Below are 23,604 nucleotides of genomic sequence, written 5' to 3'. Positions count from 1 at the left end.
TGGAAGTGGGAAGGGCCGGACGATCGTCCGGCCCTTCCGAGACCCTGAGTCAGGGCGGCAACCCGAATGTCGCCCTGACTCCCCCCGGCAGGAATCCACTACCCATGTGGTCCTGCTGGTGGTGTGACTCCGAGAGAGACACCTAGCAAGAGCAAGCATGGTGGGTCGGGGCCCCGGGTGCAGTCGTCATTTAGGGGGACAGGTGGGGGAAGATGACTGCGTCTACCCCCGTTCCGGGGGCGTCAGCCCTCGAAACCCCGCCAGCGGCCTTCTCCGGCCGTGATGACGGGACGGGGTGCCCGGGCCGATCGCGTCCAGCCCGACGTCGTGGGTCGGGAGGACGTCGTCGTCGCCGATCCGGCCCGGCCGGCCGCGACGGCGGCGAGCAGCGCCGTGACGGCCGCCAGTTCGTCCGGCGTCGGGTCCCCGGCGACGACCCTGATGAGGGGAGCCGACGGCTGCTCGACCGGGTCGGTGGGGGAGTCCGCCGTGTCGGGGGAGTCGGCGGCGTGGCGACCACTCACAGGGGGATGTTCCCGTGCTTCTTCGGCGGCAGGGTCGCCCGCTTGGTCTTGAGGGCCCGCAGTGCCTTGATGACGGCGACGCGGGTCGCGGCCGGTTCGACGACACCGTCGAGTTCGCCCCGCTCCGCGGCGAGGAAGGGACTCGCCACGTTGTAGGTGTACTCGTTGGCCAGTCGCGTGCGCACGGCCGCCACGTCTTCGCCCGCCTCGGCCGCCGCCTTGATCTCGTTGCGGTAGAGGATGTTGACGGCGCCCTGACCGCCCATCACGGCGATCTCGGCCGTGGGCCACGCGAGGTTGATGTCGGCACCCAACTGCTTCGACCCCATGACGATGTAGGCGCCGCCGTACGCCTTGCGGGTGATCACCGTCACGAGCGGGACCGTGGCCTCGGCGTAGGCGTAGAGCAGCTTGGCTCCGCGACGGATGACACCGGTCCATTCCTGGTCCGTGCCGGGCAGGTATCCGGGCACGTCGACCAGGGTGAGGATCGGGATGTTGAACGCGTCGCAGAAGCGTACGAAACGACTGGCCTTCTCGCCGGCCTCGATGTTGAGGGTGCCGGCCATGGCGGACGGCTGGTTGGCGATCACGCCCACCGGACGGCCCTCCACCCGGCCGAAGCCCACGACGATGTTGGGCGCGAACAGCGGCTGGACCTCGAGGAACTCGCCGTCGTCGACGACGTGGTCGATGACGGTCATGACGTCGTAGGGCTGGTTCGGGCTGTCCGGGATCAGCGTGTTCAGCTGGCGGTCGTGGTCGGTGGTCTCGAGTTCGACCGGCACGTCGAAGACGTGCGGGTCGGCCAGGTTGTTGTCGGGCAGGTACGAGAGCAGCGCGCGGGCGTAGTCGAGGGCGTCGTCCTCGTCGCTCGCCAGGTAGTGCGACACGCCCGAGACCTTGTTGTGGGTCAGGGCTCCGCCGAGCTCTTCGAAGCCCACGTCCTCGCCCGTCACGGTCTTGATGACGTCCGGGCCGGTGACGAACATGTGGCTGGTCTTGTCGACCATGATCACGAAGTCGGTCAGCGCGGGGGAGTACACCGCGCCTCCGGCCGCGGGGCCCATGATCAGCGAGATCTGGGGGATGACGCCCGAGGCGGCCGTGTTCAGTCGGAAGATCTCGCCGTACTTGCCCAGGGCGACGACGCCCTCCTGGATGCGCGCTCCGCCCGAGTCGAGGATGCCGATGATGGGCACCCCGGTCTTGAGGGCCAGCTGCATGACCTTGATGATCTTCTCGCCCGCCACCTCGCCGAGCGAGCCGCCGAAGATGGTGAAGTCCTGCGAGTAGACCGCGACCTGGCGGCCGTGGATCGTGCCCGTGCCCGTGACGACCGCGTCGCCGTAGGGCCGTTTGGCCTCCATGCCGAAGGCGTGGGTGCGGTGTCGGACGAACTCGTCGAGTTCGACGAACGAACCCGGGTCGAGCAGCTCGTCGATCCGTTCGCGGGCCGTCTTCTTGCCCTTGGCGTGCTGCTTCGCGATCGCGGCCTCGCCGCTGGCCGTCACGGCCTCGTGATAGCGGGCCTTGAGATCGGCGAGCTTGCCCGCGGTGGTGTGCAGGTCGGGCGCGGCGTCGGTGAGTGGCGCGGAGTCAGGAGTCACGCGCTTCACTCTACTGACCGACCCGCAGCCATCCGTTGGAGGTTTCCACGCGTGGACGGCGTCGCACGTCGTAGGAGTCGTCAACCGAGGCCGCCTAGGCTGACCCGATGGACTTCCCCCTCAGCGCGTCCGTCAGCCCCCGTCTCGTGGTGCTCGAGTCCACCGGATCGACCAACGCCGACCTGCTGGCCGCCGTAGACGAGCCGCACCTGGCGACCTGGCTGACCCTCGACCAGGCCGCCGGGCGGGGCCGACTCGGTCGACGATGGGAGACCGCGCCCGGTCGATCCCTCGCGGCGAGCGTCCTGCTTCGCCGCGGCGACCTGCCGGTCGACTCGCTCGGCTGGGTGCCGCTCCTCGCCGGCGTCGCGATGCGCGCCTCCGTCCGGGGCCTGCTCCCGGGTGGCGACGTCACGCTGAAGTGGCCCAACGACGTGCAGGTGGACGGCGGCAAGGTCTGCGGCCTGCTCGCCGAGCTGAGGCCCGACGCGAGCGCCGTGGTCGTGGGGGCCGGGGTCAACCTCACGGTGCCGGCCGACGAGCTGCCGACGCCGACCTCGACGTCGCTCGGTCTGCACGGTGCGCGGGGCACGGCTCTCGAGCTCGCCGACGCCGTGCTGTCGGCCTGGGTCTCCGGTCTGGCCCGGTTCGTCGCCGACCTCGCCGCGGCCCGGGGCGACGCCGTGGCGAGCGGGGCCCTGTCGCTGGTGCGCACGCACTGCGCGACGCTGGGGCGCGACGTCCGCGTCGAACTCCCCGGAGGCGCGGCTCTCGTGGGCGAGGCCGTCGACGTCGACGAGGCGGGCCGGTTGGTCGTGCGTTCCGCCTCGACCGGCGGGCTGACGGCCGTCGCTTCGGGTGACGTCACGCATCTGCGGTATGAATGAGCCTGTGAGCAGCGACGGACCACAGCCGACCGAGTACGTCGTCGCGCGGCTGCGTCCCCACGCCCGCGTGCTGTTCTGGCCATCCCTCGGGCTCGTCGGCATCTGCGCCGCGACCGGCTACTTCGGCGGTCGCTTCGACGTCGCCTGGCAGAACTACGTCGTGCTGGGTGCGGCCGTCGCCCTCATCGTGCTGCTCTGGTTGGTGCCCGTGCTGATCTGGCTCGGCAAGCGCTACGTCATCACCTCGCGTCGGCTCGTCGTGCGCAAGGGGCTGTTCGTGCGCACTCGTCAAGAGTTGCTCCACAGCCGCGGCTACGACCTCACGGTGCGCAAGAACTCGGTGCAGAGCGCCTTCCGCAGCGGAGACGTCCTGATCAACACCGGCCTCGACCGTCCGCTCGTCCTCTGGGACGTGCCGTCGGCCGACCTCGTCCAATCGACCCTGCACGACCTGATGGAGTCGAACCTCAACAGCGTCGCGCAGCGTCGCCAACACGAGCAGTCCGTCGGACACGCCGACACCACCTCATGGGGCGACGACCGGGTCATCTGATCCGGCTCGCGTGATATAGGATATTACAATGCGAATCTCAGTCATCGGTTGCGGTTACCTCGGAGCCGTGCACGCCGCGTGCATGGCCGACCTCGGGCACGACGTGGTCGGCATCGACGTCGACCCGGGCAAGATCGCCCTGCTCTCGTCGGGTCACGCCCCGTTCTTCGAACCCGGCCTGCCCGAGGCCCTCCGCCGGGCCCTCGACTCGGGGCGACTGCGGTTCTCGACCGACCCGGCCGACGCCGCCGGTTCGCAGGTCCACTTCGTCGCCGTCGGCACCCCGCAGACCCCGGGCAGCGACGCAGCCGACCTCACCTACGTCGACGCCGCGGTCCAGGGGCTCTTGCCCCACCTCGCCGACGGCGACCTCGTGGTGGGCAAGTCCACCGTTCCCGTCGGCACCGCGAGCCGACTCGCCGATCTGGTCCGCGCCTCCTCCGGGGCCGACCTGGCCTGGAACCCCGAGTTCCTCCGCGAGGGCTTCGCCGTGGCCGACACCGTCGCGCCCGACCGCTTCGTCTACGGAGTGCCCGACGGTGACGCCGGTGAGCGGGCGACGGCCGTGCTCGACGAGGTCTACGCGACGGCTCTGGCGACGGGCACGCCCCGGCTCGTGACCGGGTACGCGACGGCCGAACTGGTGAAGGTCTCGGCCAACGCGTTCCTCGCGACGAAGATCTCGTTCATCAACGCGATGGCCGAGATCGCCGAGGCCACCGGTGCGGACGTGACGCAGCTGGCCGACGCGATCGGGCACGACGCCCGCATCGGCCGCCGGTTCCTCAACGCCGGCCTCGGCTTCGGCGGCGGGTGCCTGCCGAAGGACATCCGGGCGTTCCGGGCCCGATCGCGCGAGTTGGGGCTCGAGTCCCTGGACTTCCTCGCCGACGTCGACGCCGTCAACCTGCGCCGCCGCGACCGCGTCGTCGAGCTTGCGGGCGAGTTGCTCGGCGAGGTGCGCGGTGCGCGCGTCGCCGTCCTCGGGGTGGCGTTCAAGCCCGACAGCGACGACGTCCGCGACTCGCCGGCCCTCGACGTCGCCCGACGACTGCACGCCGCCGGGGCCGACGTGGTCGTCCACGACCCCGAGGCCAACGAGACCGCCGCCCGGCTGGCTCCCGACCTCACCTACGTCGGGGACGTCCCCACCGCCCTCCGCGACGCCGAGCTCGTGCTGGTCCTCACCGAATGGACGCAGTTCAAGGCGCTGCGTCCGGCCGACGTCGCCGCCCTCGTCTCCCGGCGACGCATCGTCGACGCGCGCAACGTGTTCGACCCCGCCGAATGGCGCGAGGCCGGGTTCGAATTCCGGGGGCTCGGGCGACCGTAGCCTCGCGACGGCCAGGTCGACCATCGGGCAAGATGGTTCGAGCCGGAAGCCGACGGATGAGCCCGTCCTCTCCCGGTGACGCCCGGAGCACGACAGGAAGAGGACCAGATGGCAAACCGTGTCGGCGTGATCGGTGGCGGCCAGCTCGCCCGCATGATGATCCCGCCCGCCGTGCACCTCGGCATCGAGATCAGCGTCCTCGCCGAGGCCGAAGGCAGTTCGGCCAGGCTGGCGACCACACAGGTGGGTGACTACCACGACGTCGACGTCGTCCTCGACTTCGCCCGCACGGTCGACGTGGTCACCTTCGACCACGAGCACGTTCCCCAGCAGGTCCTGACCGCCCTCGTCGACGCGGGCGTGCCCGTGCATCCCGGGCCGTCCGCGCTGGCCGTCGCGCAGGACAAGATCGTCATGCGTCAGCGGCTCACCGAGCTCGGGCTGCCCGTCCCGGACTGGGCGGCCGTCCACGACGCCTCCGAGCTCGAGGCGTTCCTCGCCGACCACGGAGGCCGGGCGGTCGTCAAGACCGCGCGGGGCGGTTACGACGGCAAAGGCGTGCGCGTGGTCTCGGCCGCGCACGAAGCCGACGACTGGTTCGGAGCCCTGGCCGAGGACGGCAACGGAGGTGCGCTCCTCGTCGAGGAGCTCGTCGAGTTCCGGCGTGAGCTGTCGCAGCTCGTGGCCCGTCGGCCGAGCGGCGACATCGTCCCGTGGCCTCTCGTCGAGACCGTCCAACGCGACGGGGTCTGCTCCGAGGTCTTCGCCCCGGCGCCCTCGAGTGCCGGTCGCCTGGCCGACCTGGCCGACGAGATCGCCCGGACGGTGGCCGAGCGGCTCGACGTCACCGGGGTCCTGGCCGTCGAGCTCTTCGAGACGACTGACGAGCGCCTGCTGATCAACGAACTCGCCATGCGGCCGCACAACACCGGCCACTGGACGATCGACGGGTCGACCACGAGCCAGTTCGAACAGCACCTCCGGGCCGTGCTCGACCTGCCCCTGGGCGACACGGACTGCCACCGCCCGTGGAGCGTCATGTTGAACGTGCTCGGCGGACCGGCGACCGGGTCGATGGCCGGCCGTCTCCCCGCTCTCATGGCCGACCAGCCGGCGGTCAAGGTCCACGACTACGGCAAGGAGCCGCGGCCCGGTCGCAAGGTCGGTCACGTCACCGTGGTCGGCGACGACCTCGACGAGGCCGTCTTCCGGGCGCGCGCCGCTGTCGAGTTCTTCACCGACTGACGGCTATCCTCTAGTCCGTGTCCGACCCGAAGAGCACCGACGTGCGCCCGAACGACCCCGCCGTGCCCGCGAAGGTCGCGATCGTCATGGGCTCCGACAGCGACTGGCCCACCATGCAGGGCGCGTCGACGATCTTGTCCGAGCTGGGCATCCCGCACGAGGTCGAGGTCGTCTCGGCGCACCGCACGCCCGACAAGATGATCGCCTTCGGTCGAGACGCCGCCGGTCGGGGGATCTCCGTCGTCATCGCCGGGGCCGGGGGAGCAGCGCACCTGCCCGGCATGATCGCCTCGGTGACGACCCTGCCCGTGGTCGGCGTGCCCGTCGCGCTGGCCAAGCTCGACGGTCTGGACTCGTTGCTCTCGATCGTGCAGATGCCGGCGGGCATCCCCGTCGCGACCGTGTCGATCGGTGGCTCGGTCAACGCCGGCCTGCTCGCGGCCCGCATCATCGGCACGCACGACCCGGCCGTCGCCGAGCGGTTGGCCCGTCACGCCGAGTCCCTCGCCGGTCTGGTCGAGCAGAAGAACGCCGACCTGCGCCGATCACTGTGAGCACGTCCCTGCCCGTGCGTCACCCCGACGCCACCTCCGAGCCCTTCATGACGAAGCGAGCGTGGGTGCTCGTCCTGCTGAACGTGGTCGTGCCCGGCTCGGCCCAGGTGCTCGCGGGCAGCCGCCGACTCGGCCGGTGGGGGCTCGCCTCCACCCTGGTCTTCTGGGCGGTCGCGGTCGTCGTCATCGTCCTGGCGTTCGCCTTCCGCTCGCCCCTGATCGAGATCGCGACCAACGTCGTCGCCCTGACGATCGTCCAGGTCTTCCTCGCGTACTACGCGGTGTTGTGGGTGGTGCTGACCGTCGACACGTTGCGCTTGGCCCGCATCGTCCGGACGGCCCCCTCGGCGCGAGGATTCCTCGCCGGAGCGATGGTGCTCTTGATGGTGGTGACCGTCGGGCCCGCCGCCTACGGGGCCTACCTCGCCGGGGTGCAGCACGGTCTGCTGAACAGTCTCTTCACCTCGAGGGCCGACGCCGCGCCTCCTGTGGACGGTCGCTACAACATCATGTTGCTCGGCGGTGATGCGGGGGCCGACCGCACGGGTCTGCGTCCCGACAGCATCTCGGTCGCCAGCATCGACGCCGAGACCGGTGCGACCACCATCGTGGGAATCCCGCGGAACCTGTACGACGCGCCCTTCGTCGCGGGATCGCCGCTGTACGGCGAGTACCCCGACGGCTACGACTGCGGTGACGACTGCCTCGTGAGCTTCCTGTACACCTACGGGGAAGAGCATCCCGACCTCTACCCCGATGCCGAGTCGAGGGGAAGCAACCCCGGGGTCGAGGCGATGCGCGACGCCGTCGAGGGCATCACGGGCCTGACGGTGCAGTACTACGCCCTCATCGACATGCAGGGCTTCGTCGACCTCATCGACGCGCTCGGCGGCATCCAGGTCGACGTGCAGCAGCGCATCCCGATCAACGGAGGCGTGGACGGCAACGGTCAGCCGATCAACGTCGACGGCTGGATCGAGCCCGGCGAGCAGAAGCTCGACGGGTACCACGCCCTCTGGTACGCCAGGGCGCGGCACGGCACCAGCGACTACGACCGCATGGCTCGTCAGCGCGAGGTGCAGCAGGCGCTCCTGTCCCAGTTCCAGCCGGCGACGGTGCTCTCGAAGTTCCAGGCCGTCGCGTCGGCCGGTGTGCAGACCGTCGACACCGACATCCCGCAGGGTGCCCTGGCCGCCTTCGTCGACCTGGCCGTCAAGGCGAAGTCGCAGCAGATCACGAGTCTCGAACTCGTGCCGCCCACCTATGACAACGTCTACCCGGACTACGACGCGATGCGCACCGCCGTGGCGCAGGCCACGACGTCCGTCACCGCACCCTGACGACCCGTCTCAGGCCGTGCGTCGAGGCCGGTCTGCGGAAGCGGAACGGGTGAGGAGGCGCCCCTCTGCCGCGCGGGTCACGCGCGTCGTGACCCGTGCCTCCGGGTTCCTCAGAGGTCGGCGTGCAGCTGCCACACCTTGTCGGCCGAGTCCCGCCAGCTGAAGGCGCGCGCCCGGTCGATTCCGGCGATGCCGAGACGTGTCGACAGTTCGACGTCGGAGACGACCTGGAACATGGCCTGGGCGAGGCGCTCCGGGTAGCCGGCGGAGTCTTCCCGCGGCACGCTGACGGCCGCGTCCGCTGCGACCTCGAGGAGGGCGGGGGCATCCGAGACGATGGTGGGAGTGCCCAGGCTGAACGCCTCGACGACGGGCAGCCCGAATCCCTCGGCGAGACTGGGGAACACGAAGACGGCCGCGCGCTGCAACAGGACGGCGAGCTGCTCGTCCGACACGAAGCCCATCGTGCGGACCTTGTGGGCGGGGAGCCCTGCCGCGGCGACCAGGTCGGCCACCTTCAGGTCTCCCCATCCCTCGGGGCCGACGATCAGCAGAGGCAGGTCGGGGGCGTCGGGGTGTGCGAGGGCCTGGATGAGGGGCTCGATGCCCTTGCGCGGTTCGAGGGTGCCGACGCTGAGGGCGTACCGCTCGGGAAGGTCCAGGGCATCGGCGACCTCGTCGGCGTCCGCGGGGACGGCGAGCTTGGGGCTCACGGCGCCGCCGATGACGCGCAGGCGGTCGCCGAAGGGGAACAACTCGGAGAGCTCGCGTGCGACGTTGTGCGTCGGTACGACGACGCCGTCGGCGTGCTTGAAGGCGCGCTTGGTCATCGCCTTGTGCCAGCGGACGCCACGAGGGGTGAGGGTCTCGGGGTGGGTCCACGGCACCGTGTCGTGGATCGTGACGACGGTCTGCGTTCCCGGGTCGAGTGCGCGGTCGTGACGGTAGAGGGGAGCGAGCAGGCTGGTCGCGTGGACCATCCCCCGGCCGGGAAGACCGACGACGCCGCCCTGCCACGCCAGCGACAACTCGCGGCGACCGAGTGGCGACTTGGCGACGCGGGACAGCCCCGGGAGCAGGTCCGTCAACCGGTCGTAGTCGGTCTGCGGGTGGGCCGCCACGACGCCCTCGACGTCGCAGCCGCGGGGAGCCGTCTCGACGAGGGCCCGGGTCAACTCTTCCGTGTAGCGCCCGATGCCTCCGGGGATGGGAGCCAGGATCTGGTCAACGACTACTCGCAGCGTGGTCATCGGTCTGCAACACTCCCCTGCTCGCGGCCTCGGCCAGCGCTTCTCTCCACGGACGCATGGGCGCCAGTCCGGCCCGTCCCCATGCGTCGTGGCCGAGGACGCTGTAGCTCGGTCTCGGCGCGGGACGTACGAATGTGGAGCTGTCCGTCGGCAAGACCCTGGCCGGATCGAGTCCGGCTTCGTCGAAGACGGCCCGGGCGAACTCGAACCAGCTCGTACTGCCGGAGTTGGTGCCGTGGTACACGCCGGCCGGAGCGTCGGAGTCGAGCAGCGCGACGATCTGGGCAGCGAGGTCGGCCGTCCACGTCGGCTGACCGAGTTGGTCGTCGACGACCTTGACGGTGTCGTGCGAGCCTGCGAGCTTGACCATCGTCTTCGCGAAGTTGCCCCCGTGGGCACCGTACAGCCACGCCGTGCGCACGACGAAGGTGCCCTCCGGGTTGGCGGCGAGGGCGAGCTTCTCTCCCTCGGCCTTGGTGCGGCCGTAGGCGCTGACCGGCGCGATCGTGGCGTCCTCGGCGTAGGGCGTGGTGGCGTCGCCGTCGAAGACGTAGTCGGTCGAGACCTGGACGAGCTTTGCCCCGACGGAGGCCGTCGCCTCGGCCAGCAGACCGGCGGCGGTGCCGTTGACGGCCAGTGCGGTCTCTTCGTCGGTCTCGGCCGCGTCCACGGCGGTGTACGCGGCGGCGTTGATGACGACGTCGTGTCCCCGAACGGCGGCGAACACGGCGTCCCGGTCGGTCACGTCGAGGTCCGCGCGGCCGAGGACCGTCACGTCACGTCCGAAGAGCGCTTCGAGCAGGTCGGTGCCGAGCATCCCCCGGGCCCCGGTGACGAGGTACTTCGAGTTCTGAGGGGCGGCCATCAGAGGGCGGCGCGCTCTTTGAGCGGCTGCCACCACTCGCGGTTGTCGCGGTACCACTGGACGACGTCGGCGAGACCCTTCTCGAACGGCACCTGGGGCTCGTAGCCGAGCTCGTCCCGGATCTTCGAGATGTCGACGGAGTACCTCAGGTCGTGGCCCAGACGGTCCTGGACGCGGTCGACGTACGACCAGTCCTTGCCGGTGGCCTCGAGCAGCATCTCGGTGAGCTCTTTGTTGGTGAGCTCGGTCCCGCCGCCGATGTTGTAGATCTCTCCGGCGCGACCGTTGACGAGGACCATGGCGATGCCACGGGTGTGGTCGTCGACGTGCAGCCAGTCCCGGATGTTGTTGCCCTCGCCGTAGAGCGGCACGTGCACGTCGTCGATCAGGTTCGTGACGAAGAGCGGGATGACCTTTTCGGGGAAGTGGTAGGGGCCGTAGTTGTTGCTGCAGCGCGTGATGGAGACGTTCAGCCCGTGCGTGCGGTGGTAGCTGCGCGCGAGCAGGTCGCTCCCGGCCTTCGAGGCGGAGTAGGGCGAGTTCGGTTCGAGCGGTCGGTCCTCGGCCCAGGAGCCCTCGGCGATGGAGCCGTAGACCTCGTCGGTCGAGACGTGCACGAAGCGCTTCAGGTCGTTGCGCAGGGCGGCGTCGAGCAGCTGCTGCGTTCCCAGCACGTTCGTCTCGACGAAGATCGAGGCGTCGCGGACCGAGCGGTCGACGTGGGACTCCGCCGCGAAGTGGACCACGGCGTCGACCTCGGGGAAGAGCGTGTCGAGCAGGGCACCGTCACGGATGTCGCCCTTGACGAACGTGTAACGGGGGGAGTCGGCGACGCTCGCCAGGTTGGCCTCGTTGCCCGAGTAGGTGAGCGCGTCGAGGACGACGACCTCGGCCCCTTCGAGGCCCGGGTAGGCGTCTTCGAGGGTACGGCGGACGAAGTTGGAGCCGATGAAGCCGGCTCCACCGGTGACGAGAATTTTCACAGTGGTCCCTTGGGGTCGATCGCAGGCGGTCGAGCCATCATATCGGACCGGTCGCTCGCCTTCGGGAGGTCTCCGGAAGCGCCGCGGCTGTGACGGTGGTCGACAGCAGGCGGGACGGTCGATCCCGTCGACTGCCCCCAGTCGTGGGGGGAAGCGATCCTCGGGAGCGCCGGAAAACCGGGGTACACGGCCCGGGGGACGACACGACCCGGGGAGAAAGGTCTGGACCGTCGGCGTCGCTCGTGCGAACGTCGTCGCATGCCCCTAGACGAATCCGACTCCAGAGGTCTGCCCTCCGGGGCTCCCTCCCTCGATCGCCGTGGCCTCCTGCTCGGTGTCGGCGTCGCCGGTGCGGTCGCCGCGGCTACCGCCTTGTCGAGGCCCGAGCGGGCGGCCGCCGCTGTTCAACTCGGTGAGACGACGGCGGGCGTGGACACCGTGGCCGAGGCCTTGGCGGCCGCCGCGCTGCAGGCCTGGGGTGGCCAGACGAACGGCAAGGTCCCCGCAGCGCTGATGTCGCCCGTCCAGGCGTCCGTGGCCGGCTCCGGGTACCTCCGGGACGACGCGGCCCGTCAGTACCTCTCCCTGAGCCTCGCCTTCCGCAGCGCCGTAGGACGATCCCTCACGATCACCGAGGGCTATCGCAGTTACGAGCGGCAGGTCGACTACTGGAACCGCTACCAGGCGGGCACCGGCAACCTGGCCGCCTACCCGGGCACGTCGAACCACGGTTGGGGCATCTCCTGCGACTTCGGGGCCGGGGTCGATCAGGCCGGCAGCGTGGCCAAGCGGTGGATGGACGCCAACGCTCCGTCGTACGGGTGGAGTCCCACGGGCAACACGTTCTCCCGACCCGAGCCCTGGCACTTCGACTACGTGGGTGCCTATGCCGGGCCCGCGGGTGCCGTCCAGGGCGACAGCGGCCTCGTCACCGTCCGGGCGACGGAGGCGCTGGACGGCGTCGGCACCGGGTACACGGCGTTGCTCGGATTCCGTTCCCTCCGGCACCTGACGACCATCGACAAGGTGAACGCCCTCCGGGTCGTGGGAGTGCCCTACTACGAGGTCGGCCGGCAGAACTTCTACCTCCTGGTGGACGCCTTCTCCGTCCCTCGAACCGCCATCACCGGCGACTCCGACTACTGGCGCCGCTGAGCGTCTCGAGAAAGGAACTCCATGATCGTCCTCCACTGCCCAGACAGCCTTCCCGAGGTCGGCCGCGGCTACGTCTGCGTCGTCGCCCCGCGCATGATCCGCCACGTGACGACCGAATCGACGGTGGTCGCGCTGCGGGCCGTCGGCTTGGCTCCGCGCAACATCAACGCCGCCGGGTTCTACGATCTCATCGCCTCCCTCGGCATCCCGCGGACCGAACTGAAGACGGGCGCCGACTGGTCGGGCCGCTGATCGCCCCCCCCGTCGGGAGCCTCGTCGTGCTCCCGCTCGCTCCTCCCGCGACCGCATCCATCCGGCTTGGTAGGCTGCCCGGGTGCAGATCCGCGAACTCAAGATCCCAGACAGTTACGAGATCACTCCGAAGCAGTTCGGCGACGACCGTGGCGTGTTCCTCGAGTGGTACCGCTTCGACAAGTTGGCCGACGTCGTCGGTCATCCGATCGACCTGCGTCAGGCCAACACGTCGGTGTCGAAGAAGGGCGTCGTCCGTGGCATCCACTTCGCCGACGTGCCTCGAGGGCAAGCGAAGTACGTGACCGCCACGCACGGTGCGGTGCTCGACTACGTCATCGACATCCGTGTCGGTTCCGCGACGTTCGGTCAGTGGGACACGGTCCTCCTCGACGACGTCGACCGCCGTGCCATCTACCTGGCCGAGGGGCTCGGGCACGCTTTCGTCGCCTTGAGCGACGACGCGACGGTGAGTTACCTGGTCACCGACACGTTCAACGCCGACAGGGAGCACGGCATCGACCCCCTCGATCCCGAGATCGGCCTGGTCTTCCCCGACGAAGCCGGAGAACCGTTGCTGTCTGCCAAGGACACCGACGCGCCCTCTCTCTCTGAGGCGGCCGAGGCAGGGCTGCTGCCCACCTGGTCCGACATGCGGGCGTTCTACGACTCGCTCGACGGGGCGTCCGCCCTCGAGAAGGGCGTCTGACGTGAAGGGGATCATCCTCGCCGGCGGGTCCGGTACGCGCCTGTGGCCCATCACCAAGGGCATCTCGAAGCAGCTCATGCCCATCTACGACAAGCCGATGATCTACTACCCCTTGTCGACGCTCATGATGGCTGGTATCCGAGAAGTGCTCATCATCACGACACCCGAGTACAACGACCAGTTCCGTGCCCTGCTCGGTGACGGCTCGCAGCTCGGCATGGACATCCAGTACGCCGTCCAGCCCTCGCCCGACGGCTTGGCCCAGGCGTTCATCATCGGTGAGGACTTCATCGGCGACGACAGCGTCGCTCTCGTGCTCGGGGACAACATCTTCCACGGGGTCGGCTTGGGGTCGAATCTGAAGAAGAACGCGGACGTCAGCGGTGCGACCATCTTCGCTTACCACGTGGCCGATCCGAAGGCCTACGGCGTCGTCGAGTTCGACGAGTCGTTCAAAGCCGTGTCGATCGAAGAGAAGCCGCTCGCTCCGAAGAGCAACTACGCCGTGCCCGGCCTCTACTTCTACGACAACAAGATCATCGAGATCGCCAAGACGATCGAGCCGAGCGCCCGGGGGGAGCTCGAGATCTCGACGGTCAACGAGCGTTATCTCGAGGCGGACGAACTGCAGGTGCAGGTGCTCGATCGAGGGACCGCGTGGCTCGACACCGGTACCTTCGAATCGATGATGCAGGCATCGGAGTACGTCCGTGTCATCGAAGACCGTCAGGGCCACAAGATCGGGTGCATCGAGGAGATCGCCTGGCGGAACGCCTGGATCGATGACGAGGACCTCGCTGCGTTGGCGGCGCCCCTGGCCAAGAGCGGCTACGGCGTCTACCTCCAGAATCTCCTCAAGGCCTGACCACGGAGAGGGCCGAGCCGCCGCCGGCAGCTCGGCCCTCGACCTTCGTCCTCGTCGGGGGCCCGAGCGGCCCTGTCGAGCGAGTCGGCTACGCGCCCGCTGCGTGTGCGGGGTGGGGCGGCCTGGGGTTCAACCGACCCTGACGACGCCCCTTGGCCGACGACCCGATCTCGGGTCCGATCGGGAACGAACCATCCTCGAGTCCTCGGTGGAACTCGTCCTTGCGTTCATGCAACCCGTGGTATTGGTTCTTGTGCTCGAGGACGAAGCCGATTTCTGTGTCGGCCTTGACGATCGTCCAGCCGAGCGTGCGAGCGTAGTGCGACATCCACTGGTCCTCCAAGAATGCGTAGCGCTCCGGGAGCGACAGGAAGAACCGGTCGTCGTCCACCAGCGACGCGTCCACGATCGTGCCTCCCGTGCCTCCGTGGTCCGCGATGCTGCCTACCGAGATCTGGACGCGATCCCAGTACGACGGACCGAAGTCGAACGCCCACCAGGCAGCGATGCGTCGAGGGGAGTGGTCTGCCAAGAGGTCGTCCACGAACGACGGGCGGACGTCCTGGTCGTCGTCGAGCATGACCACGGGACCCTCGTAACCACCGTTGCGCAGCAGGCGGATCGCGACGAACCGTGCGAGCCCGCCGAGGTTGGTCGGGCTGTGCACGACGTCGACGCTGCGGAGCGAGCCCGAGGGCACGTGATCGTCGAGCCAGGCGTACTCCGCCCTCAGGGCGAGATCGTTGTTCCAGAGCAGCACCCGGACCGGGCGGGCCGGGTCCAGTCGCTCGAGCATCGTGACGATGTCGTGGATCCGTTCGGGCCTGTTCCACAGGCACATGACGAGCGGGATGGAGTCGTCGTCGGGCGCCGTCCATCGAGCAGACCTCGTCGACGTCACCCCTCCTTCGAGCACCGCGAGCAGGCGCTCGTGCCATCCGCCCGCTTCGAGGGTGGACAGCGTTCTCCGACGGGCGAGCACGAGTGACAGACGCTCTCCCTGGCCGGCGGCATCGACGAGTCGCCGCGCTGCGCGACGCGCCTCGTGCCGGAGACGGGACAGTGCCCGTGAAGCAATGCTCATCGAGTCACCCACCAGCCTCGGACGCGCAGGCCGACGCGGAGGACCAACCGCACCGGCCAGAGCAGGGGGCCGCGATAGCGTCGCGACAAGTACCTGTAGGCGCTCGCGTGGTGCACGCGCTCCATGGTCTTGGCATTGCTCGAGGTGGAATGAGCGCCGCTGTGCATGACGACGGCGTCGGGCACGTAGACGTTGTCCCAACCGGCGCGGCCCAGTCGTGCGCCGAGGTCGACGTCCTCGAAGTACATGAAGTACCCCTCGTCGAATCCACCGATCGCGTCGAAAGCGGTGCGCCGCACCAGGACGCAGGCGCCGGAGAGCCAGCCGGCCGTTCGTTCGGCGGTCGTCTCGCGCGCCGCCCAATAGCTCTGGCTCCAGGGGTTGTGCGGCCAGACCCGGGAGAACGCGGCGTGGCCGATCCCCGTCCGGAGTGAGGGGAGCCGCCGAGCGGAGGGATACACGTCACCGGCCTCGTCGACGATCCGTGGGCCGAACGAGCCGCCGAGGGGGAGTCGATCGGCAGCGGCGAGCAAGCGATCGATGGACCCTGCTTCGAGTACGACGTCCGGGTTCGTCACCAGCACGAACTCGACGTCCTCGTCGATCGTCGAGAGACCGTAGCGGATGCCGCCGCCGTATCCGAGGTTCTGACCGGACACCACGAACCGGGCACCGTGCTCGGTGGCGATGGAGCGCACGAGGTCGACGTCTCTCGACCCGTTGTCGCTCACGACCGTCACGACCGGGACGGAGGCGGCGGCCGGGATGCTCTGGAGCAGAGGCCTCAAGGTCTCACCCGTGTCGAAGGTGACCGTGACGACCGCGATCCGCGCCGTCACGCGGCAGCCTCGCGATACGCCTCGAGGGTCGCGTCGGCCGTCGCGGCCCAGGTGAAGAGGCGGGCTCGGGGAATCGCCCGGTCGCGCAACTCGTCGCGCCGAGCACGGTCGGAGACCAGGCGCCGCAGGGCGTCGAGCAGAGCGTCCTCGTCGGGCTCGGTGTAGTCGGCCGCGTCTCCCGCCACCTCGGGCAGGGACAGGCGGTCGGTGGTGAGCACGCAGGCGCCACAGGCCAGAGCCTCGAGGACGGGCAGGCCGAAGCCTTCGCCCGAACTCGGGTACACGACGAACTCGGCGGCGCCGAGGAGGCTGCGGAGCTGCTCGAGGGGGAGGTAGCCCAGTTCGCGCACCGCACCCTGCGCTTCGACGCGGTCGAGTTCGGCGACCGCGTCGTCGTCCCAACCGCGTGCCCCTGAGATGAGGAGGGTCGGGACGTCTTCGCGTTCGCGCCGGAGTCGCTCATGGGCTCGGACGAGGGGCCCGACGTTCTTCCGGGGTTCGATGGTCCCGAGGAACGCCACCCACCGCTCGGAGTCGGACAGTCCGTGGGCGGCTCGGAACGCGGCGGTCTCGTCCGGCCCGGGCGCGTGGAAGACCTCGAAGTCGACGCCGAGTGCCGTCGTGGTCAGAGTCGACCGCACTCGCTGGACGTGTCGCCGGAACTCTCGGGCGCTCGCGTCGCTCGGCACGACGCAGGGTCGTCCCGAACCGAGTGCGAGGCGGGTCCAGGCCGTGAAGAAGAGGCGCTTGGTCACGGAGTGCCATTGGGGGTCGCTGAAGAACGTCGCGTCGTGAAGCGTCACCACGGACCCCCGACGCCGGAGGAGAGGGAACGTGTAGTGCGGCGAATGCACGACGTCGCTGCCCAGGCGTCTGGCGAGAGCGGGCAACCCGAGCTGCTCCCACACGAAGCGGAGTGGTTTCGTCCGCAGCCACCGTGGACCCACGACGACGTTCGCACCGGGAGCGACGTCGCTGACGTGCTGCCGGTGCTCGGGGCGGACCACGATCGCGAGGTCGAGGTCGAGGGGGTCCAGGGCTCCGAGGAGACCCTCGACGTAACGGCCCACGCCTCCCAGGTCGACCGGCATGGCCGTGCCGTCGATGAGAACGGAGTAGTGAGGCACACGCCGCCCTTCGCTGACTGACTCGATGAACCGTCGTCCAGCATACCGTCGAGCGTCCGACCGGCCCGCCCTCAGCGGCCTGGGACGCCTGGTCGGCGCAGTCCGGTCGTCAGGTCGATGTCCCGACGTCGGTACGTCGCACGACGAGCCAGCTCGCGACGGTGCCGCAGGTCGGCGGGGAGTCCCGTCAACGACGCGAGGAGGGCCGCCCGGACCGCGGGCGCGTCGGGGGATCGGCGGGCCGTCGTGGTCAGGACGCGGACGAGGGTCCGCAGGACGGCTCGCACGACCGTTGTCACCGACGCGTGCCACACCGCGACCTTGATGCGGTTGCGAGCGTTGTGGAAGACGAACGTCCACGACGTCGTGCCCGAGGAGGCGGAGTGGCGGTGGACCAGGACGGCAGCCGGTTCGTGATGCACGACGTGACCGCGTTCCGCCAGCCGCCAGCTGAGCTCGGTGTCCTCGTAGTACATGAAGAGACTCTCGTCGAAGAGACCGACGTCCTCGAGGGCGGACGCTCGCAGCAGGACGCCTCCACCCGAGAAACCGAACACGTCCCGCCCGCCGGTCACGGCCTCCCGGGGGACCAACCAGTCGCGATCCCGTCCGTTGCCTGATCGGTCGACGACAGCACCGGTCGAGTTCACCAGCGTGCGGCCGTGGTCGTCTCGACGCCAGCGGGAACCGTTCGCGGCGACGAAGTCGTCGGGTCGTCCGGCCGTGGTCGGCACCTGAACGAATCGCCCTTCGAGTTCGAGGCGCGCGGTGACCGCGGCGACGGCGGTCGGCGCCGCGTCGACGTGCGCCACCAGTGCACTCACGAACCCCGGAGCGGGGACCGCGTCGTTGTTGACGAGCACGTAGCGATCCGCGGGGTGATGCCGGATGGCCGCGTTCACCCCCGCTGCGAAGCCGCCGTTGCGCGTGAGGGCCAGGAGGCGGTCACCGGTCGTTCCGTCTCGCAGACGATCCACCGAGTCGTCGTCAGAACCGTTGTCCACGACGAGGACCTCGAAGTCGGCTCCCTCGGGTGCGGCCGCTTCGCGGTCGAGCGCGGCGACGCACCGAGACGTCAGATCTGCGTTGTTCCAGTTGACGACGACGACGAGGGTCGTCGGGACCTCAGAGCTGGACGAGTTCGGGTTCGGCATGGACCGTGCCGACCGCCAGCGCGTAGGCCGGCACGTCGAAAGAGGCTCCCTGGGGCAGGTCGTGGACGTGCACACCTCGGGGGTCCATCAGTGAGGCGTTGACGAAGTACTTGCCCTCACCGAACGCGACGTCCTTGAGGACGAACTTCAGCCTGCGGGTGCCCTGCAACCGGGACAGGTCGATGCCCATGCGCGTGCTCGTCGTCCCGTAGACCACCTGACCGGATGCGCTGTTGATCTGCAGCGCTGCGATCCAGTCGTCCATGCCGGTCGCGTGTTCGAACTCCATCGTGACCTCGAGATCGTCCCCGGGCAGGATGCGGGTGTCGCCGACCCGGCCGGACGCCGCGACGGAGACGTTCGTGACGTGACCCGAGCCGACGAGGGGGTCGTGGGCCTGCTCCGCTTCCGTCTGGCGCCGATCCTCGAGGAGGTCGCGGAACATGGCCACCGCGTCGTTCGGCTCGCCGTCGAACATCACCGTGCCCTTGTTCAGGAAGACCGCGCGGGTGCAGAGTTCCTGGACCTGGGCGAGCGAATGCGTGACGATGATGATCGTCCGGCCCTCGGCCTGGAACGAACGGATCTTGTCCAGGCACTTCCGCTGGAACGCCTCGTCGCCGACCGCCAGCACCTCGTCCACGAGGAGCACGTCGGGGTCGGTGTGCACCGCCACCGCGAAGGCCAACCGGACGTACATGCCGGACGAATAGAACTTCACCTGGGTGTCGATGAAGTCGCCGATGCCCGAGAACGTCACGATGTCGTCGAAACGGTCCTCGGTCTCGCGACGCGTGAGGCCGAGGAGGGCGGCGTTCAGGTAGACGTTCTCGCGTCCCGTCAGGTCGGGGTGGAAGCCCGCGCCGAGTTCGAGCAAGGCCGCCAACCGTCCGCGGCGGGACACCGTGCCGGTCGTCGGCTGGATGATGCCGCCGATCGCCTTGAGGAGCGTGCTCTTGCCTGAGCCGTTCTGGCCGATGAGTCCCACCGTCGTGCCCGCCTGGATGCTGACGTCGACGTCGTTGAGGGCCCAGAAGTCCTGTCGGTGACGTCGACCCATCTTGCCGAGGGTGACCAGGCGTTCTTTGAGCGAGTTGTCCTTGCGGACGGTGAACCTCTTCGACACGCCCTTCACGACGATCACGTCGGGCGCCTCGACGGCCGGGCGCGGAGGTGTGCTGAGGATGTCGTCGTTGCTCATGGCGCTCACAGTTCCTGGGCGAAGTTGCCCTGCAGTCGGGAGAAGACTCGCTGTGCCCCGAACAGCAGCAGCAGGCCCACCGCGAGGGCGACGAGCAGACGCAGCATCAGGTGCTCGGGGTAGGCGACGGTGTCGTGGCCGGCCGTCCAGATGGCTCGCTGCAACGACAGGACCGAGAGGGTCAGGGGGTTGTCGGTGTAGATCTGCAGGAGCAGTCCACTGCCCAGGACGCTCTTCGCCTGGGACCATGCGTAGACGATCGGCGACGCCCAGAGCAACACCATCAAGCCGACGTCGATGAGGTACTGGACGTCACGCAGGTAGACGTTGAGGGCGGAGAGAACCAACCCGAGCGCCGTTCCGTAGACGACGATGACCAGGAGCGCCGGCACCAGGAAGATCAATTCGCCGGTGAGGGGGAACTTGCCGAGGACGAGGGTGGCTGCGAGCAGGATGGCGAACTGGATGCAGAAGTTGAACAAAGCCGCACCGACGCTCGCGAGGGGGAAGACCTCGCGGGGGATGTAGACCTTCTTGATGAGTCCGCTGTTGCCGACGATCGAACTCGTGGAGCCGGCCACGATCTCGCTGAAGAGCGTGTACGCCGTCAGCCCGGTGAAGACGTAGATCGCGAAGTCGGGGATGCCCCTCGCGGCACCGAGGAACTGCCCCAGGACGACGTAGTAGATGAGCAGTTGGGTGAGGGGCCTGACGAGGGACCAGACGAAGCCGAGCGCACTGTCCTTGTAGCGTGCCTTCAGGTCGCGACGCACGAGGAGCGAGAGCATCTCTCGTTGGCCGAGGATGTCGCGGAGCGACTTGCCGGTGCCGCGGAAGGCCTTCGCGGGGGCGCCGATGACGACGAGTGGTTCGCGGGAGAGTGCTTCGATACGGGAGTTGGAGGTCATCACGCGATCCGGTCGGCGGAAAAGGACTGGGCCAGCATAACCGGCGCCTGCTCGGCGGCCGCCCGGTCTGACGGCTCCCGGTCGGCGGCCGATAGGTACTGACGACCGCATGGCCCTCGCACCTGGCAATCCCCTGGGTTACGGTTGTTTTCGACCAATCGATCAGACGGGGCACATCTGGATGAACCACTCCCTCCACGGGGCGCCCGTGCTCGTCTCCGCCGTCGGCGCTGCCATCGTCCTCTCCTTCTCCCTCGGAGCGTGCACGTCGTCGGGGTCCGAGCCGTCTCCCACCGTGTCGACCACCGGCCCGGGTTCACAGGCCCCCTCCGCGGAGCCCGTCGCTCCGACGGGTTCCGCGACCGCGGCGGCACCCGTCACCGGGGGTGAGTTCGTGACCGGAGCCCCCCTCCCGGGATCGAACGGATCCGATCCGGTCGACGAGCCGGACCCTGCCGACTACCCCGCGTCCCCCCTCGTCACCTTCGCGACCTGGAACGCCGCGTCGGGGCAGCTCGAGGCCGGTGGGGTGGTCAGCGGTCAGCTCGATCCCGCCGGGACGTGCCGTCTCGTCCTCGTCCAGGGATCGAGTCGCGTCGTCCGTGACTCCGTGCCCCAGGCCTCGGCCTCGAGCGTCGACTGCGGCCAGTTCGTCGTCCCCCGGGCCGAGCTGGCGCCGGGTCTCTGGAACGTCACCCTCCGATACGTGGTCGGTTCGTCCGCGGCATCGTCCGAAGCCGTACAAGTAGAGGTACCCGCGTGATCAAGAAATGGACAGCTCGTCTCCTCGCCGTCGCGCTCGTCGCCTCGGCCTTGACCGTCGTGTCGATCGCCGCCGACGATCCACGGCCCGCCTCGGCCGCCTCCGGTGCGGACTTCGATCCGGGCAACATCATCAGCGACGCGAACTTCTATGCGGCGGGGTCGATGACCCTCGACAACGTCCAGTCCTTCCTGAACCAGCAGGTGCCGTCCTGTCGGGCCTCCAGCGGGCCCGCCTGCCTCAAGAGCTACACGATGGACACGTTCACCCGACAGGACAGCGGAGCCCGCTGCGGCACGTATCCCGGGGGGCCCGGTCAGTCGGCCGCAGCGGTCATCTACAACGTCGCCCAGATCTGTGGCATCAGTCCGAAGGTGCTCCTCGTGCTCCTCGAGAAGGAGCAGGGCATCGTCACGTCCTCGGCCCCGACCGCGTACATGTACAGGTCCGCCACCGGCTACGGCTGTCCGGACACGGCCGCCTGCGACGCCCAGTACTACGGCTTCTTCAACCAGGTCTACGGGGCGGCGCTGCAGTTCAAGCGCTACGCCGCCACTCCGACGTCGTGGAGCTACCAGGCCGGCCGAACCAACAACATCTTCTATCACCCCAACGCGAGCTGCGGGACGAAGCCCGTGTACATCCAGAACCAGGCCACCGCGTCCCTGTACATCTACACGCCGTACACGCCGAACGCCGCGGCCCTCGCCAACATGTACGGCACGGGTGACTCGTGCTCGGCCTACGGAAACCGCAACTTCTTCCGCATCTACACCGATTGGTTCGGTTCGACGACGGGTGGCGGTTCGCCCTACGGCTACGTCGACACGGCGGCGGCAGGCTTCCGACAGGTGACCGTCAGCGGCTGGGCCGTCGATCCCGACAGCGCCGCGCCCATCCGCGTCGACTTCTACGTCGACGGTCGCGGAGCCGCGAGCACCGTCGCCGGGAACGACTACCCGAGCCTGGCGGGCGTCCTCGGCAAGGGCAACACCGCACACGGCTTCTCGGCCAACATCACGGGCATGTCGGCCGGCCGGCACAGCGTCTGCAGTTATGCCATCAACGTGGGGACGGGCGTGAACACGTTGCTCGACTGTCGCGAGTTCGTCGTGAGAACGGGTGACCCGTTCGGGTACGTCGACAGCGTCTCGGCCTCGGCCGGTTCACTCACCGTGAAGGGCTGGGTCGTCGACCCCGACACCGCCGACCCGATCACCGCCCGGGTGACGGTCGACGGACGCCAGGTCTCGAGCCAGATCGCCTCCGGTGAGGTCCCCGGCCTGCCCGCGGTCTATCCCGGCTGGGGCACCCGGCACGCCTTCGAGAGCACCGTCACGGGCGTGTCCGGCGGCTCGCACCGCGTCTGCGTCCAGGGGGTCAACGTCGGAGCGGGCTCGACCGTGGACGTCGCCTGCCAGACCGTCGTGATGGCGTCGGGCGCACCCTCGCTGTTCCTGGACGAGGTGTCGATGGGGTCGCCCGGCAAGCTTCTCGTCCGCGGGTGGGCGATCGATCCCGACACGGTCGATCCCGTGCGCGTCCACGTCTATGTGGACGGTGCCCTGTCCACGAAGGTCACGGCCGACGTCTCCAAGGCGAGCCTGGCGACGGCGTTCCCCGGTTACGGCGACAAGCACGCCTTCTCGGTGCCCGTCGCCGGACTCTCCGCCGGCACCCACTCCGTCTGCGTCTACGCCATCAACGTCGGGGCGGGCGGCAACGCCGTCCGCTGCGCCGACGTGGCAGCGCCGACGGGCTCGCCGCGGCTCTTCCTCGACCAGGCCCAGGGCACGGCTCTCGGCCAGATCACCGTCCGGGGCTGGTCCTTCGATCCGGACGTCGTGGACCCGGTCCGCGTCCACCTGTACCTCGACGGGCGTCTCGTGACGAAGGTGACGGCCGACGTGGCCAAAGCCAGTCTGGGCACGTCGTTCCCCGGCTACGGCGAGAAGCACGCCTTCACGGCGACGCTCACCGGGGTCGGTCCGGGTGCGCACACCCTCTGCACCTACGCCATCAACGTCGGTGGGGGTGGCAACACCGTCGACTGCCGGACCGTCTCCGCGGTCACGGGCTCCCCGTCCATGCTGCTCGACGAGGTCTCGTCGCCGAGCGCGGGGGCCGTGCTGGCCCGGGGTTGGACCATCGATCCGGACACCGTCGACCCCCTCCGGGTGCACGTCTACGTCGACGGCCTCCTGCAGACCAAGGTGACGGCCGACGTCGAGAAGTCGAGCCTCGGGACGGCCTTCCCCGCGTTCGGCCCGCGTCACCAGTTCTCCGCGTCCGTCGCAGGCCTCGCCGCCGGGCAGCATTCGGTGTGCCTCTACTCCATCAACGTCGGAGCCGGAGCCAACACCGTCGTCTGTTCCCCGGTCATGGTCCGCTGACGGTCGGCCC

At 69.2% G+C, this 23,604-nt stretch carries 23 protein-coding genes; 12 read left to right on the top strand and 11 right to left on the bottom strand.

Translation table 11 applies throughout. The features are described 5' to 3' along the window. Positions 1–242: 242 nt before the first annotated feature. Both ACVJ1F_RS08805 and ACVJ1F_RS08800 read right to left on the bottom strand, forming a co-directional pair. On the bottom strand, positions 243–524 hold the full coding sequence (locus tag ACVJ1F_RS08805) for an acyl-CoA carboxylase epsilon subunit (protein ID WP_456885649.1): 282 nt from the start codon (positions 522–524) through the stop codon (positions 243–245). Then, positions 521–2,134: an acyl-CoA carboxylase subunit beta gene (locus tag ACVJ1F_RS08800; protein WP_056047698.1), complete on the bottom strand. Its 1,614-nt coding sequence runs from the start codon at positions 2,132–2,134 to the stop codon at positions 521–523. The genes ACVJ1F_RS08805 and ACVJ1F_RS08800 overlap by 4 nt, the downstream gene beginning before the upstream one ends. A gap of 107 nt (positions 2,135–2,241) precedes the next feature. Between ACVJ1F_RS08800 and ACVJ1F_RS08795 the strand changes: the two genes are divergently transcribed. The 6 genes from ACVJ1F_RS08795 (at position 2,242) to ACVJ1F_RS08770 (ending at position 8,046) form a co-directional block, all read left to right on the top strand. Beyond that, positions 2,242–3,021, top strand: a complete 780-nt coding sequence (locus ACVJ1F_RS08795; RefSeq protein ID WP_456885648.1) for a biotin--[acetyl-CoA-carboxylase] ligase — start codon at positions 2,242–2,244, stop codon at positions 3,019–3,021. Positions 3,022–3,025: 4 nt separating this feature from the next. Further along, positions 3,026–3,574: a PH domain-containing protein gene (locus ACVJ1F_RS08790; protein ID WP_285062925.1), complete on the top strand. Its 549-nt coding sequence runs from the start codon at positions 3,026–3,028 to the stop codon at positions 3,572–3,574. Between the two features lie 28 nt (positions 3,575–3,602). Continuing rightward, positions 3,603–4,907: a UDP-glucose dehydrogenase family protein gene (locus ACVJ1F_RS08785; RefSeq protein ID WP_456885647.1), complete on the top strand. Its 1,305-nt coding sequence runs from the start codon at positions 3,603–3,605 to the stop codon at positions 4,905–4,907. 75 nt (positions 4,908–4,982) lie between these two features. Next, the gene (locus ACVJ1F_RS08780; RefSeq protein ID WP_456885646.1) at positions 4,983–6,152 is read left to right on the top strand and encodes a 5-(carboxyamino)imidazole ribonucleotide synthase; all 1,170 of its coding nucleotides are present in this window, start codon (positions 4,983–4,985) and stop codon (positions 6,150–6,152) included. A gap of 86 nt (positions 6,153–6,238) precedes the next feature. Continuing rightward, complete coding sequence (gene purE, locus ACVJ1F_RS08775; protein WP_173152166.1) at positions 6,239–6,706, top strand: 5-(carboxyamino)imidazole ribonucleotide mutase; 468 nt, start codon at positions 6,239–6,241, stop codon at positions 6,704–6,706. Positions 6,707–6,753: 47 nt separating this feature from the next. After that, positions 6,754–8,046: an LCP family protein gene (locus tag ACVJ1F_RS08770; protein ID WP_173151206.1), complete on the top strand. Its 1,293-nt coding sequence runs from the start codon at positions 6,754–6,756 to the stop codon at positions 8,044–8,046. 110 nt (positions 8,047–8,156) lie between these two features. Here ACVJ1F_RS08770 and ACVJ1F_RS08765 read toward each other — a convergent pair whose 3' ends face one another. From ACVJ1F_RS08765 to rfbB, 3 genes are read right to left on the bottom strand one after another with little or no spacing between them, the layout of a single operon-like run. Continuing rightward, a complete protein-coding gene (locus ACVJ1F_RS08765) occupies positions 8,157–9,296 on the bottom strand; it encodes a glycosyltransferase family 4 protein (protein WP_456885645.1) in 1,140 nt (379 codons plus the stop codon). After that, a complete protein-coding gene (gene rfbD, locus ACVJ1F_RS08760; RefSeq protein WP_456885644.1) occupies positions 9,271–10,161 on the bottom strand; it encodes a dTDP-4-dehydrorhamnose reductase in 891 nt (296 codons plus the stop codon). The genes ACVJ1F_RS08765 and rfbD overlap by 26 nt, the downstream gene beginning before the upstream one ends. Beyond that, positions 10,161–11,144: a dTDP-glucose 4,6-dehydratase gene (rfbB, locus tag ACVJ1F_RS08755; protein WP_056225636.1), complete on the bottom strand. Its 984-nt coding sequence runs from the start codon at positions 11,142–11,144 to the stop codon at positions 10,161–10,163. The genes rfbD and rfbB overlap by 1 nt, the downstream gene beginning before the upstream one ends. Before the next feature lie 429 nt (positions 11,145–11,573). Between rfbB and ACVJ1F_RS08750 the strand changes: the two genes are divergently transcribed. From ACVJ1F_RS08750 to rfbA, 4 genes are all read left to right on the top strand, one after another. Further along, positions 11,574–12,299, top strand: coding sequence for a M15 family metallopeptidase (locus ACVJ1F_RS08750; RefSeq protein ID WP_456885643.1), 726 nt, complete (start codon positions 11,574–11,576; stop codon positions 12,297–12,299). A gap of 21 nt (positions 12,300–12,320) precedes the next feature. Continuing rightward, positions 12,321–12,551, top strand: a complete 231-nt coding sequence (locus ACVJ1F_RS08745; protein ID WP_123570444.1) for a hypothetical protein — start codon at positions 12,321–12,323, stop codon at positions 12,549–12,551. An 82-nt stretch (positions 12,552–12,633) separates the two neighbouring features. Continuing rightward, positions 12,634–13,260, top strand: coding sequence for a dTDP-4-dehydrorhamnose 3,5-epimerase family protein (locus tag ACVJ1F_RS08740; protein WP_123570443.1), 627 nt, complete (start codon positions 12,634–12,636; stop codon positions 13,258–13,260). A 1-nt stretch (position 13,261) separates the two neighbouring features. Continuing rightward, positions 13,262–14,125: a glucose-1-phosphate thymidylyltransferase RfbA gene (gene rfbA / locus ACVJ1F_RS08735; protein WP_456885642.1), complete on the top strand. Its 864-nt coding sequence runs from the start codon at positions 13,262–13,264 to the stop codon at positions 14,123–14,125. An 88-nt stretch (positions 14,126–14,213) separates the two neighbouring features. Here the strand turns inward: rfbA and ACVJ1F_RS08730 are convergent, their stop codons facing one another. From ACVJ1F_RS08730 to ACVJ1F_RS08705, 6 genes are all read right to left on the bottom strand, one after another. After that, the gene (locus tag ACVJ1F_RS08730; RefSeq protein WP_456885641.1) at positions 14,214–15,209 is read right to left on the bottom strand and encodes a hypothetical protein; all 996 of its coding nucleotides are present in this window, start codon (positions 15,207–15,209) and stop codon (positions 14,214–14,216) included. Next, entirely contained in the window at positions 15,206–16,048 is an 843-nt protein-coding gene (locus tag ACVJ1F_RS08725) for a glycosyltransferase family 2 protein (RefSeq protein WP_456885640.1), read from the bottom strand. Before ACVJ1F_RS08725 ends, ACVJ1F_RS08730 begins: the two co-directional genes overlap by 4 nt. Then, positions 16,045–17,175 (bottom strand): glycosyltransferase family 4 protein, encoded by a 1,131-nt coding sequence (locus ACVJ1F_RS08720; protein ID WP_456885639.1) that lies wholly within the window; start codon positions 17,173–17,175, stop codon positions 16,045–16,047. Before ACVJ1F_RS08720 ends, ACVJ1F_RS08725 begins: the two co-directional genes overlap by 4 nt. A 71-nt stretch (positions 17,176–17,246) precedes the next feature. After that, positions 17,247–18,329: a glycosyltransferase family 2 protein gene (locus ACVJ1F_RS08715; protein ID WP_456885638.1), complete on the bottom strand. Its 1,083-nt coding sequence runs from the start codon at positions 18,327–18,329 to the stop codon at positions 17,247–17,249. After that, positions 18,301–19,530: an ABC transporter ATP-binding protein gene (locus tag ACVJ1F_RS08710; RefSeq protein ID WP_456885637.1), complete on the bottom strand. Its 1,230-nt coding sequence runs from the start codon at positions 19,528–19,530 to the stop codon at positions 18,301–18,303. Before ACVJ1F_RS08710 ends, ACVJ1F_RS08715 begins: the two co-directional genes overlap by 29 nt. Positions 19,531–19,535: 5 nt before the next feature. Next, positions 19,536–20,438: an ABC transporter permease gene (locus ACVJ1F_RS08705; RefSeq protein ID WP_456885636.1), complete on the bottom strand. Its 903-nt coding sequence runs from the start codon at positions 20,436–20,438 to the stop codon at positions 19,536–19,538. A gap of 394 nt (positions 20,439–20,832) precedes the next feature. Here ACVJ1F_RS08705 and ACVJ1F_RS08700 point away from each other — a divergent pair, with 394 nt between their 5' ends. Both ACVJ1F_RS08700 and ACVJ1F_RS08695 read left to right on the top strand, forming a co-directional pair. Continuing rightward, entirely contained in the window at positions 20,833–21,201 is a 369-nt protein-coding gene (locus ACVJ1F_RS08700) for a hypothetical protein (RefSeq protein ID WP_277959427.1), read from the top strand. After that, positions 21,198–23,594, top strand: coding sequence for a hypothetical protein (locus tag ACVJ1F_RS08695; RefSeq protein ID WP_456885635.1), 2,397 nt, complete (start codon positions 21,198–21,200; stop codon positions 23,592–23,594). Before ACVJ1F_RS08700 ends, ACVJ1F_RS08695 begins: the two co-directional genes overlap by 4 nt. Positions 23,595–23,604 lie beyond the last annotated feature (10 nt).

Source organism: Frigoribacterium sp. 2355 (genome assembly GCF_054060695.1).
The sequence above is the reverse complement of the archived record's forward strand: the minus strand, read 5'-3'. Positions and strand labels throughout refer to the sequence as shown.